The following is a 14073-nucleotide window of genomic DNA, read 5'->3' on the forward strand; positions in this document are numbered from 1 at the left end:
CAGGTTCTCAGCCCAGCTGGACGACGAGGACGGCGGTGTCGTCCAGCCGGCCGGTCACCAGCTCCACCGCGGCGGCCAGCACGTCGGCCGGCGGCGCCCCGACCGGCAACGCCTGCACCTGGGCGACCAGCCGGGCGATGCCGAGGTCGAGGTCGCGGGCCCGGTCGCCCGGGTGCTCGGGCTGCTCGACCAGGCCGTCGGTGTACAGCAGCAGCTGCGACCCGGCGGGCAGCTCGCGCTCCTCGGTGCGGCGGCGGGCGTCGGGGGCGGCGCCCAGCAGCAGGTCGTGCGCACCGCCCAGGGGTTCGACGTCCCCGCCGGGCAGCCGGACCAGCACCGGCGGGTGGCCGGCGTTGGTGTGCCGCACGGTCCACGGGTCGCCGTCCGCGGCCGGGCGGCGGGCCTGCACGACGGCGGCGGTGGCCAGGCCGGGGACGTGCAGCACGTCCATCAGCCGGTCCACGGCGGTGAGGACGGCGGCCGGGTCCGGCGGAGGCTCGTCCCAGCTGCGGGAGCGGATGAGGTCGCGCAGGGTGCCCATGGTGGCTGCCGCGTCGATGTCGTGGCCGGCGACGTCGGCGACCACCGCCCCGACCCGGCCACCGGGCAGGTCCATCAGGTCGTAGAGGTCGCCGCCGACTGCCGCACCCAGGACCGCGCTGCGGTAGGCCGCGGCGGCGGTGACGCCGGGCAGGTCGGGCAGGCCGGGCAGCAGCGCGCGCTGCAGGCTCTCGGCGACGGTGGCCTCGCGGACGTAGCGGCGGGCGTTGGCCAGCGCCTGCCCGGCGCGCCGGCCCAGGTCCTCGGCCACCTCCAGGTCGCCGGGCGGGAAGGGCTGCGGGGTGGCGCGCACGAGCACCATCGCGCCCCACGTGCTGTCGGGGGCGGCCAGGGGGACGGCGGCCAGCGCGCCGGTGCCGAGCTCGGCGAACACCTGCTCGGGCAGGCCGCGGCCGTAGGGGGCCAGCTTCGCCGGGTCGAGGCCGGGGGCGGTCACCACCCGGCCGGTCGCCATCGCCTGCGCGGCGGGCGCCACCGTGGGCAGCGGGCGGCCGACGTAGGCCCGCCGCACCTGCTCGAGGGCCTCCTCGTGGCCCTCGGGGGCGTGGTGGCGGGTGGTGACCCGCACGACCGTGCCGGTCTCGTCGGTCTCGGCGACGAACAGCCAGTCCGCCAGCGGCGGGACGCACAGGTCGGCCAGCTGGTCGACGATCGCGTCGGGGTCCAGCGACGCCGACAGGGTCGTGGTGGCCGCCGACATCAGCTGCAGCCGGCGGTGGGCGGACTGCAGGGAGATGCGGGCCGCGGTCTCCCGGGCGAGGGCGGCCTCGGCGGCGGCCCGGGCGGCGTCGCGCTCGGCCCCGGCCACCACCTCGGCGGTGACGTCGGACTGCACGCCGACGTAGGCCACCACGCGGTCGCCGTCGAGCACGGGGTCGATGCTCAGCCGGTTCCAGAACGCCTCGCCGTCGGCGCGGTGGTTGAGGAGGGTGACGGTGACCGAGCGCTGTTCGCGGATGGCCCGCCGGATCCCGGCCACGGCGTCGGGGTCGGTGTCCTCGCCCTGCAGGAAGCTGCAGTTGCGGCCGACAGCGTCCTGCGCCGCGTAGCCGGTGGTCTCGGTGAACGCCGGGTTGACCCAGACCAGCGGGTTCCCCGGCCGGGCGGGGTCGGAGATGGTGACGCTGACCTCGGTGGCGCGCAGGGCGAGCAGGGTGAGCGCGTCGAGGCCGAGCGGTACCTCCTGCCCTCCGTCCACGTCGTGGGACTGTAGTCACCCCACCGGGTCGTGCCCGACCTATCCGCTCAGACGTAGTGCGCGGTGGTCAGCTCCAGGTAGTGGCCGACGGGGTCGAGCAGGTAGACGCCGCGTCCGCCGTGCTCGGTGCCGGTCTCGCCGGGCCGGGTGCGCTGCGGGTCGGCCCAGTGGTCGCGGCCGCTCCCCCGGATCCACCGCAGCGCGCGGTCGAGGTGGTCGTCGGCGACCAGGAAGCCGTAGTGCTGGTTCTGGATCTCGGGGAAGGCGGCCTCGGGCAGCGCAGCGAACTGCAGCAGCACCCCGCCCTGCAGGGACAGGTTGACGAACGGGCCCCAGCTGGGCGCCGGGTCGGCCTCGAGCAGGAGGCGGTAGAACTCCGCGGACGCGGCGGCGTCCCGGGCGGCGATGATCGTGTGGTCGAAGCGGGCGGTCACGCAGGTCTCCTCGGTGCGGTCTGGCAGACCGGGAGGAGCACGCCGACACCGCGACGGGAGCTGGTGCGCCCGCGGGCCGTGCGGGGCGGTGTCGGGGACTCCTCTCGGCTCGGCCCGTCGGGGGCGCACCCGGGACGCTAGCGCTGCGCGGTGCCCGACCGGAAGACCCTGCGGGAGCGGGCTGCCCGGCGCAGGTGCAGGGCCAGCTGCAGGCGCAGCCGGCCGGCGGGGTCGCGCACCGCCCAGCCCAGCAGCTGCTCGGCGTGCTGCAGCCGGTCCTGCAGCGTGGAGTGGTGCAGGTGCAGCGCCTTGGCGGCGTCGCGCTGGCTGGCGGTGGTGGCGACGGCGTCGAGGGTCGTGAGCACCCACGGCCCGGCGGCGGCCGCGGCGTCCAGTGCCCGCACGTCCGGCGGCGGCGGGGCGTCGTCGGCGGCACGGACGAGCAGCAGCACGGTGCCGACGCCGTCGGCGTGCACGACCCGGGGACCGGGGTCCTCGGGGGTGCCCTCGGCGGTGAGCCGGAGCGCCAGCGCGGCCAGGTCGGCCGAGCCAGGCAGCTCGTGCACCGGGACGGCGGGGCCGGTGCCGCAGCGGATCCCGCCCGGCAGGGGCTCCCCCGCCCCGGTGACCGCCCAGCGCCCGTCGGCCAGCGCCACCGCCCGCGCCGGACCGGTGAGGCCGAGCCGCCGGGCGGCGGCCAGCCGGTCGGCGGGTGCGGCGGCCGCGTCGAGGACGACCTCCACCGAGGCGGGGTCGGCGCCGGGCCGCCCGCGACGGGTGCGGTCCAGCACGGTGGCGACCGCGGCCGCGCCCCGCTCCAGCACGACGGCGTCGCGGGTGCCGGCCGGACCGGGCCGCTCCAGGACCAGCTCGCCGCCGGTGCCCTCGACCCCCGTCCGCGCCCACGCCGGGTCGGGATCGGGAGCGGCCCCGCCTGCACCGTCCGGTCGCGCCCGGACCACGAGGCCCCGGCCGGTGTCGACGAACCGGACGGGGCACCCGACCAGCTCGGCGGCCCCACGGACGACGTCGGCGAGACCGGCACGGGCGGTCAGCAGCGCGTCGAAGTGGCCCACCGCCCGCAGCGCGGCCGCCATCTCGGGGTCGAGGGCGGCCAGCCGCATCGCCAGGTCGTTCACGGCGTCATCGTGGACCCGCGCCGGCCGTCGCCACCAGTCCCCGGGTCAACCGGCCAGCAGCCGGCGCAGCCAGGCCACCCGGGACGCGCGGGCGGCCTGCGAGATGGGGGCGTCGGGGACGAACAGGTCGAACCCGTGGCAGCCGCCGGGCCACACGTGCAGCTCGGCTACCCCGCCGGCCGCCCAGATCCGCGACGCGTAGGCGACGTCCTCGTCCCGGAAGGTCTCCGCCGACGCGACGTCGATGAAGGCCGGCGGCAGGCCGGACAGGTCGGTGGCGCGGGCCGGGGCCGCGTAGGGCGACACGTCGGGTCCGCCCACCGCGTCGCCGAGCAGAGCCCCCCAGCCGGTCTGGTTCGACGTGCGGTCCCAGACCCCGACGCCGGCCATCTGCTGGGCCGACACGGTCTCGCTGCGGTCGTCGAGCATCGGGTAGATCAGCACCTGGCCGGCCAGCGCCACCTCGCCGCGGTCGCGGGCCATCAACGCGAGCGCGGCGGCCAGCCCTCCCCCGGCGCTGGCCCCGGCGACCACGATGCGCGCCGGTTCGGCCCCGAGCTCGGCGGCGTGGCGCGCGGTCCAGACGAGGGCGGCGTAGCAGTCCTCGACCGGCCCGGGGTGCGGGGTCTCCGGCGCCAGGCGGTAGTCGACGCTCACCACGACCAGGCCGAGCTCGGCGGCCCACCCGGCGACCTCGAGCAGCCCGGACCGGGCGTCGCCCAGGATCATGCCGCCGCCGTGGGTGTGCAGGACGGCCGGCAGCGGAGCCTCGGCGGCGGTGGGCCGCAGCACGATGACCTCGAGGTCGCCGTCCGGGCCGGGGACGGTGCGGGTGCTGACGTCCAGGACGCCGCCCTGTGACAGCTCGTCGTCGCTGGGCGGGGGCATCAGCGGGTTGGGCCGGCGGAGGAGCGGGATCATCTCCGGGGTCAGCGAGGAGGGCAGCGCCTCCCCGACCGCGTCGAGCGCGGCGGCGACGTGCGGGTCGAACGGCGGGCGGGGCAGCGACGTGGTGGGCATGGGGCCTCCTCGGACCAGGGCGGTCACCGGTGACCGCCGTCACCATCCTGACCGGCCGCCGTCCCCTGCCCCAGCGCCACCCGGCGGGACCGACCCGCCAGGTGGCGGGTACGCCGACGCCCCGGCCCTCCCGTGCGGGAGGACCGGGGCCTCGGCGTCGTCAGGTCAGCTGCAGCCGCTGGTGGAGCCGCAGCCCTCGCAGACGTAGCAGCTGCCGGCGGGGCGCATCTTCGTGCCGCAGGTCATGCACAGCGGCGCGTCGGTGGCGGTGCCGGTCACCAGCTCCAGCAGCTCGGCCGAGGAGTGGGCCTCCTTGACCGACTTCGGGCCGGCGGGGGTGACCTCCTCCTTGGCGGGCGCCTCGGTGGGGGCCGACCCGCGCAGCGCCTCGAGGTCGACGTCCTCCTCGACGACCGCGGTGGAGGCCGAGCCGTAGGACCCGGCGACCTGCGCGGCGCGCTCCTCGGCGGTGAAGATGCCGAGGTTGGCCCGCTTCTCGACCGGCAGGTGGTCCAGCGCCAGGCGACGGAAGATGTAGTCCATCACCGACTGGGCGATCCGGATGTCCGGGTCGTCGGTCATGCCGGCCGGCTCGAAGCGCATGTTGGTGAACTTGGAGATGTAGGTCTCCAGCGGCACACCGTGCTGCAGCGCCAGCGAGATCCCGATCGAGAAGGCGTCCATGACACCGGCCAGGGTCGAGCCCTGCTTGCCGAGCTTGAGGAAGACCTCGCCGAGGCTGCCGTCCTCGTACATGCCGGCGGTCATGTAGCCCTCGGCACCGGCCACCGAGAAGGAGGTGGTCATGCTGGTGCGCTTCTTGGGCAGCCGCTTGCGGACCGGGTGGGCCAGGGTCGCCGCGACGGGGGCCGGCGCGGCCTCCTCGACCTTGTCCTTCTTCTTGCCGCCGTCGGACAGCGGCTGGCCGACCTTGCAGTTGTCGCGGTAGATCGCGAGGGCCTTGATGCCCATCTTCCAACCCTGGAAGTAGATGTTCTCCACGTCCTCGACGGTCGCCGTCTCCGGCATGTTGACCGTCTTGGAGATGGCACCCGAGATGAAGGGCTGCACCGCGGCCATCATGCGGACGTGGCCCATCGGGGAGATGGCCCGCTCGCCCATGGCGCAGTCGAAGACCTCGTAGTGCTCCGGGCGCAGGCTCGGGGCGTCGACCACGTGGCCGTGCTCGGAGATGTACTCGACGATCGCCTCGACCTGCTCGTCCTGGTAGCCCAGGCTCTTCAGCGCCCGCGGGACCGTCTGGTTGACGATCTGCATGGAGCCGCCGCCGACCAGCTTCTTGAACTTGACCAGCGAGAAGTCCGGCTCGATGCCGGTCGTGTCGCAGTCCATCATGAAGCCGATGGTGCCGGTGGGGGCCAGCACCGAGGCCTGGGCGTTGCGCCAGCCGTTGGTCGCGCCGACGGCCAGGCACTCCTGCCACTGCGCGGTGGCGGCCTTGAGCACGTCGGCGTCGTCGGCGCCGACCGGCCGGATGGCGTCGTTGGCGGCGGCGTGCTTGCGCATCACCCGGGCGTGGGCCGAGGCGTTCCGGGCGTAGCCGTCGTAGGCGCCGACGACGCCGGCCAGCTCGGCCGAGCGGCGGTAGGCGGTGCCGGTCATCAGCGAGGTGATGGCGGCGGCCAGGGTCTGCCCGCCGCGGGAGTCGTAGGCGTGGCCGGTGGCCATGAGCAGCGCGCCGAGGTTGGCGTAGCCGATGCCCAGCTGGCGGTAGGCGCGGGTGGTGTCGCCGATCGGCTCGGTCGGGAAGTCGGCGAAGCAGATCGAGATGTCCATCGCGGTGATGATCAGCTCGACGGCGCGGGTGAACAGGGTCGCGTCGAAGGTGCCGTCGGCCTTGAGGAACTTCATGAGGTTCAGCGAGGCCAGGTTGCACGAGCTGTTGTCCAGGCTCATGTACTCCGAGCAGGGGTTGGACGCGTTGATGCGGCCGGTCTCGGGGTTGGTGTGCCAGTCGTTGATCGTGTCGTCGTACTGGATGCCGGGGTCGGCGCACTCCCACGCGGCCTGGGTGACCTTGCGGAACAGCTCCTTGGCGTCGACGGTCTCGATGACCGAGCCGTCGGTGCGCGAGCGCAGCCCGAAGCCGGTGCCCTCCTCGACCGCGCGCATGAACTCGTCGTTCACCCGGACGGAGTTGTTGGCGTTCTGGTACTGGACGCTGGTGATGTCCTTGCCACCGAGGTCCATGTCGTAGCCGGCGTCGCGCAGCGCGCGGATCTTGTCCTCCTCGCGCGCCTTGGTCTCGACGAACTCCTCGATGTCGGGGTGGTCGATGTCCAGGACGACCATCTTGGCCGCGCGGCGGGTGGCGCCACCGGACTTGATGGTCCCGGCGGAGGCGTCGGCACCGCGCATGAAGGAGACCGGGCCCGAGGCGGTGCCGCCGGAGGACAGCAGCTCCTTGGAGGAGCGGATGCGGGAGAGGTTCAGGCCGGCACCGGAGCCGCCCTTGAAGATCAGGCCCTCCTCGCGGTACCAGTTCAGGATCGAGTCCATCGTGTCGTCGACGGCGAGGATGAAGCAGGCGCTGACCTGCTGCGGCGACGCGGTGCCGACGTTGAACCACACGGGCGAGTTGAAGCTGAAGTACTGGTGCAGCAGCATCCAGGTGAGCTCGTGCTCGAACAGCTCGGCGTCGCCCTCGGTGGTGAAGTAGCCGTGCTCGCGGCCGGCCTGGGTGTAGGTGAGCACCACCCGGTCGATGAGCTGGCGCAGGCTGGTCTCGCGGGCCGGGGTGCCCACGGCGCCGCGGAAGTACTTGGTGGTGACGATGTTGGTGGCGTTGATCGACCACTCCGACGGGAACTCCACGCCCCGCTGCTCGAAGTTGATCGAGCCGTCGCGCCAGTTGGTCATGACGACGTCCCGGCGCTCCCAGGTCACCTCGTCGTAGGGGTGGACGCCGGCGGTGGTGAACACCCGCTGGACGGTGAGCCCCTTGCGCTCGGCGGACTTGCCGGCGCGCTTGCGCCCGTTCGAGATGCGGTCGGTGGTCTCGGTCAAGACTCCCCCTGGGATCGGTGTGGCTGCGCCGGCCGGTGGGTCGGAGCGGGTGGCGTCGTCGGGACGCCGGTGTGCTGCTGGCTGTGCCGTGCGGTGGTGGTGCGGTGGCCGCGGCGTCGGTGCCGGGCGGGCCCCGGCGGTGGGGAAGGCCGCGGGGTGGGCGATCAGCTGGAGGTCAGCCGGTCGGGTCGGTGGCGCCGGGCGGCGCGTCGGAGGCGGGCGCGTCGGCCTGCACGCTGCCCCCGGCGCGCGGGATGACCGGCGGCGGCAGGTCGGCTGCGGCGATCTCGGCGACCGACGCCTTCTTCGCGCGCAGCTCGGCGATCTCCTTCTCGAAGTCCGCGGCGGAGCTGAAGGAGCGGTAGACGCTGGCGAACCGCAGGTAGGCGACCTCGTCCAGGTCGCGCAGCGGGCGAAGGATGGCCAGGCCGACCTCGTGGCTGGGCACCTCTGCCGAGCCGGTGCAGCGCACGGCGTCCTCGACCTGCGCGGCGAGCACGGCGAGCTGGTCCTCGTCGACCGGACGGCCCTGGCAGGCCCGGCGGACGCCGGCGATGACCTTGGACCGGTTGAACGGCTCGGTCACCCCGCTGCGCTTGACGACCGCCAGCACGGCCTCCTCGACGGTGGTGAACCGCCGGCCGCAGCCGGGGCAGGACCGCCGCCGACGGGTGGTCGCGCCCTCGTCGGTCTCCCGCGAGTCGACGACCCGGCTGTCGGGGTTGTGGCAGAACGGACAGCGCACCGGATCGTCACCTCCCGGGACCGGGGCGGCCCCCCTGTGGACCCCGTGGGGGACATCCGGTGGATGGCCTCGGGGAAAGCTGGGGAACAGCCTGTGGACGGAACGACATCTCTGTAACTACTAGATGTTGTGGTGAGACTAGCTCTGCACCCCTACTGGTACGCAACCCGAAACCGGCGTGTCGTCTTCCCAGAATTCGACGACGGGGCCGGGGGGCGCTGGGCACGTCTGCGCACCACCCGCCCCACACGGCCCGGGCGCGCGCTGGACCAGCACCGACACCGCCCGCGGGGACGCCTCAGGGGAGCAGCAGGACCTGGCCGGGCACCAGGTCGGCACCGTCGATGCCGTTGACGTCCTGCAGGGCGTCCACGACCTCGCGGGGGTCGGTTCCCGGCGCCACCGAGCGGGCGATGGACCACAAGGTGTCGCCACTGTGCACGGTCACCGTCGCCCGGCCCGCGAGCTCCAGCTCGGGGCCGGCCGGGGACCCGCCCAGCGCGGGACCGACCAGGGCGGCCACCGCGACCGCGGTGACGACGCCCAGGCCACCGAGGACGACCCGGCCGCGGCGGGTGAGCCGCACGGGCACCGGCGGCCGCTGCTCGGGCCGCAACCGCACGGGGGCCGAGCGCACGGGCGCCGGGCGCGCGGGTGCCGGGCGCACGGAGGCGGGCACCGGGGGCCGGTCCTCCGGGCGCAGCGGGACGACCACCGCGCCGCCGGCGACGGGCCGACCCGGACGCGGGGGCAGCGGGAGCACCACGGCCTCCCGGGTCTCCGGGGCCACGGCGGCCAGCCGGCGGCCGGCGGGGTGGTGCGCGCGGGACGCGGCGCGGGCGCCGGCGGCGGCGCGGGTGGTGCTGGTCAGGGGGGTCGCGGTGCCGGCCATGGTGAGCGCTCCTTCTCCGTCGACGGACCCTCGGCGGGCCCCGTCCGGATCGAACGGTTGTTCGATCGAACGTCTGTGCGATGTCTACCGCACGGGTCCGACAAAATCGAGGTGACGCGGCGCGGGGTTCGAACACGTGTTTGAACAATCGGCGCCGGGGCGTTACTGTCCGTGTCGATCACCTGGACGGCGAGCGGCACCGCCCGCCGTCCCACCCCGGACCGGACGGCCGCCGCACGGCGGCCTGCGAGGAGGACACGTGGCCAGCGCGGGAGACACCCCCGGCGGGACGACCGGCAGCGGCGGGCGGCGCAGCCGGGCCAAGGCCGCCCCGTCCACGCCGGCGTCCACCTCGGGTGCGTCGGTGCGTGAGTTCCCCGAGCGCGGCGAGGCCGGCGACGGCCTCACCCAGCGCCAGCGGCGCGTCCTGGAGGTCATCCGCGACTCCGTCGAGCGGCGCGGCTACCCGCCGAGCGTCCGCGAGATCGGCGAGGCGGTCGGGCTGTCCTCGGCGTCCTCGGTCGCCCACCAGCTGTCCGTGCTGCAGAAGAAGGGGTGGCTCCGCCGCGACCCCAACCGGCCGCGCGCCCTCGACGTCCGCATGCCGGGCGAGCTGCCCGACGCCGACCCCTCGGCCGCCGGTCTGGCCGCATCCGGCGCAGCCAGCGGCACCGACGAGCCCCGGGTGCCCGCCCCCACCTACGTGCCGCTGGTCGGGCGGATCGCCGCCGGCGGGCCGGTGCTGGCCGAGCAGGCCGTCGAGGAGGTCTTCCCGCTCCCCCGCGAGCTGGTCGGCGAGGGCACGCTGTTCATGCTCAAGGTCACCGGTGAGTCGATGGTCGACGCGGCGATCTGCGACGGCGACTGGGTGGTGGTGCGCCAGCAGGCCACCGCGGAGAACGGCGAGATCGTGGCCGCGATGATCGACGGCGAGGCCACCGTGAAGACCTACAAGCGGCGCGACGGGCACGTCTGGCTGCTGCCGCACAACCCGGCGTTCGAGCCCATCCCCGGTGACGACGCCACGGTGCTGGGCCGGGTCGTCACCGTCCTGCGGCGGGTCTGACCCACCGGGCCGGGGTCAGCGGCGGCGGATGCGGCTGATCCCGGCCACCAGCACCGCCGCGGCGATGGCCGCGATGGCGCCGGCGCTCCACGGCGACAGCGCCGAGCTGCCCGCCGCGCCCGGGGTGACGGTGCCGTCCGCGGGTTCGGTGGCCGCGGCCGGAGTCAGTGCGCCGACGGCCGGCAGCACGGTGAGCGCCGCCGGCAGCCCCTCGCCGGTGACCACGAGGCTGCGCGCGTCCGCGGCGAAGGCGATGGCCTCGCCCTGCGGGGAGGCCGGCAGCGGCACGACCGTCGGCGGGCCGGCCAGCGCGGCGGCCACGTCGGAGCCGGCCAGCGGCCACACGTAGGCGTCGGTGTAGGTGCGCAGCGCCAGGGCCGCGCCGTCCGGGCTGACCGCACCGCCGGTGACCATCAGCTGCCCGGCCCGGCCGACCGGTCCGCCCTCGGTGCCGGTGAGGGAGAAGGACAGGTCGGCCACCCGGGTCATCGGGACCGTCGCCCCGGCGTCCAGCGCCTGCGCGGGCCGGTAGACCTCGCTGTGCCCGAGCACGTCCTTGGTGACGACGTAGGGCGTCCCGTCGGGGGCCAGCAGCAGCGCCTCGGCGTCGCGGGGGCCGTCGGGGTAGCCGAGCCGGTAGACCGGGGCGCTGCCGTCGGGGGCCAGGGCGATCAGCGCGACCGTCGAGCGGCTCTGCCGGTTGTCCCCGGTGTCGGCCAGCCAGACCGTGCCGTCGGCGGCCAGCGCCATGTCCTCGGGGTCGTAGGGGTCCACGGGAGCCGTCCGCACACCGGTGACCGCGCAGCCGGCGTCCAGCTCGTAGACCGTGACGGCGTCCCCGCCGTCGTTCATCGCCAGCGTCGTGCCGCCGTCGACGGCGATGCCGGAGATCTCGGGCAGCCGGGCGTCGGTCACCGAGCAGGGCTGCTGCGGGTCGCCGTAGAGCGCGGCGGCGCCCTCCTGCGCGGAAGCGGTGTCCACCCCGCGCTGCGGGACGCCACCGGAGAGGAAGGCCCCCGGCAGGAACGGGCCGGCGAGCACCGCGGTGCACAGCACCGCGGCGACGGGCAGCCGGGTGAGGGCCCGGGACCGGGGGGTCCGGGCCTCAGGCAGCGGTCCGCCGTCCTCGAGCACGGATCGAGCGTGACAGGACCGTTGCGTCCAGTGCGTGCACCACGCCCAGCAGGACCACCCCCACAGCAGCTCCCACAAGTGCATCGGTGACCCAGTGGAAGTCCAGCGTCACCATGGCCACACCCGTCACGACCGGGCCGACCACCGAGAGCACCCAGAAGGCCCGTTGGGCGCGGGCGGGCAGCCCGAACTCGACCGCCTGCCAGCGGGCCACGCCCCACATGAGGACGGCGTTGGCCACGTGCCCCGACGGGTAGGAGGCGCCGTCGCGGTGGAAGAACGAGCCGGGGTAGGCCGGCGCGGTGCGGCCGGTGCCGTACTTGAACGCGTAGACGACCGCGGTCAGCAGCGCCAGGGCCACGACCACCCGCACCAGCGGCACCAGCGAGCGGCGGCGCCAGGCGATCCAGCCGACCAGCCCCGCCAGCACGACCAGGATGGTCACCCGGCCGCCGGCCTGGGTCAGCACCCAGACCGGCCAGTACGCCGCGGAGTCCCGCAGGCCCCAGTCGCTGACCACCTCGGAGACGCTGAGGTCCATCCGCTCCAGCGCACCGCGGGAGAGCAGGTTGACCGTGACGACCACGGTCAGCACCACCCCGAGCGCGACCGCCCACCAGGGCGGCCGGCCGGTCCCGATCACCGCGGGCCCGCGCCGGGCGGGCGCCGCGGCGCTCGGGGTGCTCATCCGGTCACGGTACCGGTCCGGCCGTGACCTCCCCGTGACTCAGGACCGGGGTGCGGCGAACGGGTCCAGCGCCGCGGCGAGGGCGCCGTCGACCCGGGCGTGCAGCCGCGTGCCGTCGGCGCAGAACTCCTCGCTGAGCACCTCGCCGTCGGCGTGCACCCGGGAGACCAGGTCGCCCCGGTCGAAGGGCACCAGGACGTCGACGTCGACGTCGGGGTGCGGCAGCCGGGCGGCGATGACCGCGCGCAGCTCCTCGATCCCCTCCCCCGTCGCCGCCGAGACCCACTGCGCACCCGGCAGTGCCTGGCGCAGCGCCAGCACGTCGTCGGGCGCCATGGCGTCCACCTTGTTCACCACGACCAGCTCGGGGACGGCGGCCGCGTCGATCTCCCGGAGCACCACGTGCACCGCGTCGATCTGGCCCAGCGGGTCGGGGTCGGACCCGTCGACGACGTGCACCAGCAGGTCGGCGGCGGCCACCTCCTCCAGCGTGGAGCGGAAGGCGTCGACCAGCTGGTGCGGCAGGTGCCGGACGAAGCCGACGGTGTCGGTCAGGGTGTAGTCGGCCCCGTCGGGGGTCTGCGCGCGCCGGACCGTGGGGTCCAGGGTGGCGAACAGGGCGTCCTGCACCAGCACGCCGGCGTCGGTGAGCCGGTTGAGCAGGCTGGACTTCCCGGCGTTGGTGTAGCCGGCGATCGCCACCGAGGGCACCTTGTTCCGGTCGCGTCCCGAGCGCTGGGTCGCGCGCGCGGTGGCCATGCCGGCGATCTCGCGGCGCAGCTTGCTCACCCGTGCCCGGATCCGCCGCCGGTCAGTCTCGATCTTGGTCTCACCGGGACCGCGGGTACCGATGCCGCCACCGCCGGCGACGCGGCCACCGGCCTGCCGGGACAGCGACTCACCCCAGCCGCGCAGCCGCGGCAGCATGTACTGCATCTGGGCCAGCTCGACCTGCGCCTTGCCCTCCCGGGAGGAGGCGTGCTGGGCGAAGATGTCCAGGATCAGCGCGGTCCGGTCGACCACCTTGACCTTGAGGATCTTCTCCAGCTGGTTGAGCTGGCCGGGGGTCAGCTCGCCGTCGCAGATCACGGTGTCCGCGCCCGTGGCGGCCACGATCTCGCGGATCTCGGCGGCCTTGCCCGAGCCCACGTAGGTCCCGGCGTCGGGCTTGTCGCGGCGCTGGCTGACCGCCTCGAGCACCTGCGAACCCGCCGTCTCGGCGAGGGCGGCCAGCTCGGCCAGAGAACGGTCGGCGTCGGCCGCCGTCCCCTCGGTCCAGACCCCGACCAGCACGACGCGCTCCAGGCGCAGCTGGCGGTACTCGACCTCGGTGACGTCGGCGAGCTCGGTCGACAGCCCCGCGACCCGGCGGAGCGCTCCGCGCTCCTCCAGGGCGAAGCTGCCGGTGGTGTCGTCCGGGGTGTCCCACGGCCCGCGCGGGGCGGGGCGGGGATCGGTCGGGACGGCGGTGGGCACGGCGGCCTTGGCGGCGCGTGCTTCGGCGTCCTCGAGAACGGCCCGGTTCTGTGCTGTGGTCATCGTCTCCCAGCGTGACACGCTCCCCCGTGGGGGAGCACCTGAATACATCCTGTGCAACGGCCGGGGGGCCGTCGGTCATTCCTCCGGGTGCAGCCCCAGGAACAGCGACCACCGCTCGCCGTCCTCGTCCGGGGGGCGCTGCGCCCAGCGGTCGAGCAGCTGGTGCAGCTCCTCCTCGAACTCCTCGCGGTGGGCGGGGGTCAGCCGCAGCGCGAGGCGGGTGCTCTGCAGCCGCTGCTCCCCCGCCACGGCCACCTCGGCCAGGAACGCGGCGAGGACCGGGTTGCGGGCCGGCTGCGGGCGGCCGGAGAAGTCGAGCTCCCAGGAGCGCCCGGTCGAGCGGTAGGGCACCTCCCGGGCGCCGCGGGTGCCCCGCCGGGCGGGCTCGGCGACGAGGAAGCCGGTGTCGACCAGGGTGCGCACGTGGTGCAGCACGGACGCCGGGTTGCGGTCCAGCCGGGTGGCGATCTCCCGGTTGGTCAGCGGCCGGTCCAGGCACAGCCGCAGGATCTGCAGCCGGACGGCGGAGGCCAGCGCCCGCGCCTCGGCGTCGGTGGCCGGCCGGCGCCCCTCCCACCCCTCGCGCGGCACGCCCACACCCTACCGACTGATTGACATCTCCCAATCGCT

At 75.1% G+C, this 14073-nt stretch carries 12 protein-coding genes; 1 reads left to right on the forward strand and 11 read right to left on the reverse strand.

From position 1 onward, the window contains the following. Positions 1-7: 7 nt before the first annotated feature. The 7 genes from BM158_RS20920 to BM158_RS22150 all read right to left on the reverse strand — a co-directional run bounded on the left by BM158_RS20920 (position 8) and on the right by BM158_RS22150 (position 9016). Positions 8-1759 (reverse strand): PP2C family protein-serine/threonine phosphatase, encoded by a 1752-nt coding sequence (locus BM158_RS20920; RefSeq protein WP_091564245.1) that lies wholly within the window; start codon positions 1757-1759, stop codon positions 8-10. Positions 1760-1806: 47 nt separating this feature from the next. Continuing rightward, complete coding sequence (locus BM158_RS20925) at positions 1807-2193, reverse strand: VOC family protein (protein ID WP_091564248.1); 387 nt, start codon at positions 2191-2193, stop codon at positions 1807-1809. A 137-nt stretch (positions 2194-2330) separates the two neighbouring features. After that, entirely contained in the window at positions 2331-3332 is a 1002-nt protein-coding gene (locus BM158_RS20930; protein ID WP_091564250.1) for a PucR family transcriptional regulator, read from the reverse strand. A 45-nt stretch (positions 3333-3377) separates the two neighbouring features. Further along, positions 3378-4352 (reverse strand): alpha/beta hydrolase, encoded by a 975-nt coding sequence (locus BM158_RS20935; protein WP_091564253.1) that lies wholly within the window; start codon positions 4350-4352, stop codon positions 3378-3380. A gap of 165 nt (positions 4353-4517) precedes the next feature. After that, positions 4518-7379: a vitamin B12-dependent ribonucleotide reductase gene (locus BM158_RS20940; RefSeq protein ID WP_091564256.1), complete on the reverse strand. Its 2862-nt coding sequence runs from the start codon at positions 7377-7379 to the stop codon at positions 4518-4520. 175 nt (positions 7380-7554) lie between these two features. Next, positions 7555-8124, reverse strand: coding sequence for a transcriptional regulator NrdR (gene nrdR, locus BM158_RS20945; protein WP_091564258.1), 570 nt, complete (start codon positions 8122-8124; stop codon positions 7555-7557). A gap of 298 nt (positions 8125-8422) precedes the next feature. Continuing rightward, positions 8423-9016, reverse strand: a complete 594-nt coding sequence (locus BM158_RS22150) for a LysM peptidoglycan-binding domain-containing protein (RefSeq protein ID WP_191328776.1) — start codon at positions 9014-9016, stop codon at positions 8423-8425. Positions 9017-9275: 259 nt separating this feature from the next. Between BM158_RS22150 and lexA the strand changes: the two genes are divergently transcribed. Continuing rightward, positions 9276-10082 carry a transcriptional repressor LexA gene (gene lexA / locus BM158_RS20955; protein ID WP_091564260.1) on the forward strand — a complete coding sequence of 269 codons (807 nt, stop codon included), beginning with the start codon at positions 9276-9278 and terminating at the stop codon, positions 10080-10082. Positions 10083-10097: 15 nt separating this feature from the next. Here lexA and BM158_RS20960 read toward each other — a convergent pair whose 3' ends face one another. The 4 genes from BM158_RS20960 to BM158_RS20975 form a co-directional block, all read right to left on the reverse strand. After that, positions 10098-11216 carry an NHL repeat-containing protein gene (locus BM158_RS20960; RefSeq protein ID WP_229827910.1) on the reverse strand — a complete coding sequence of 373 codons (1119 nt, stop codon included), beginning with the start codon at positions 11214-11216 and terminating at the stop codon, positions 10098-10100. Continuing rightward, the gene (locus tag BM158_RS20965) at positions 11188-11904 is read right to left on the reverse strand and encodes a phosphatase PAP2 family protein (protein ID WP_091564262.1); all 717 of its coding nucleotides are present in this window, start codon (positions 11902-11904) and stop codon (positions 11188-11190) included. The genes BM158_RS20960 and BM158_RS20965 overlap by 29 nt, the downstream gene beginning before the upstream one ends. Positions 11905-11943: 39 nt before the next feature. Next, complete coding sequence (gene hflX / locus BM158_RS20970) at positions 11944-13443, reverse strand: GTPase HflX (protein WP_091564265.1); 1500 nt, start codon at positions 13441-13443, stop codon at positions 11944-11946. 75 nt (positions 13444-13518) lie between these two features. Further along, on the reverse strand, positions 13519-14034 hold the full coding sequence (locus BM158_RS20975) for an ArsR/SmtB family transcription factor (protein WP_165629048.1): 516 nt from the start codon (positions 14032-14034) through the stop codon (positions 13519-13521). Positions 14035-14073 lie beyond the last annotated feature (39 nt).

The sequence above is a fragment of the Klenkia taihuensis genome (assembly GCF_900112525.1).
Classification (GTDB): Bacteria; Actinomycetota; Actinomycetes; order Mycobacteriales; family Geodermatophilaceae; genus Klenkia; species Klenkia taihuensis.

Excerpts from the sequence above, each read along its gene's own strand:
- BM158_RS20935 (WP_091564253.1), bottom strand. The coding sequence starts at position 4,352 with ATGCCCACCACGTCGCTGCCCCGCCCGCCGTTCGACCCGCACGTCGCC.
- BM158_RS22150 (WP_191328776.1), bottom strand. The coding sequence starts at position 9,016 with ATGGCCGGCACCGCGACCCCCCTGACCAGCACCACCCGCGCCGCCGCC.
- BM158_RS20965 (WP_091564262.1), bottom strand. The coding sequence starts at position 11,904 with ATGAGCACCCCGAGCGCCGCGGCGCCCGCCCGGCGCGGGCCCGCGGTG.
- hflX (WP_091564265.1), bottom strand. The coding sequence starts at position 13,443 with ATGACCACAGCACAGAACCGGGCCGTTCTCGAGGACGCCGAAGCACGC.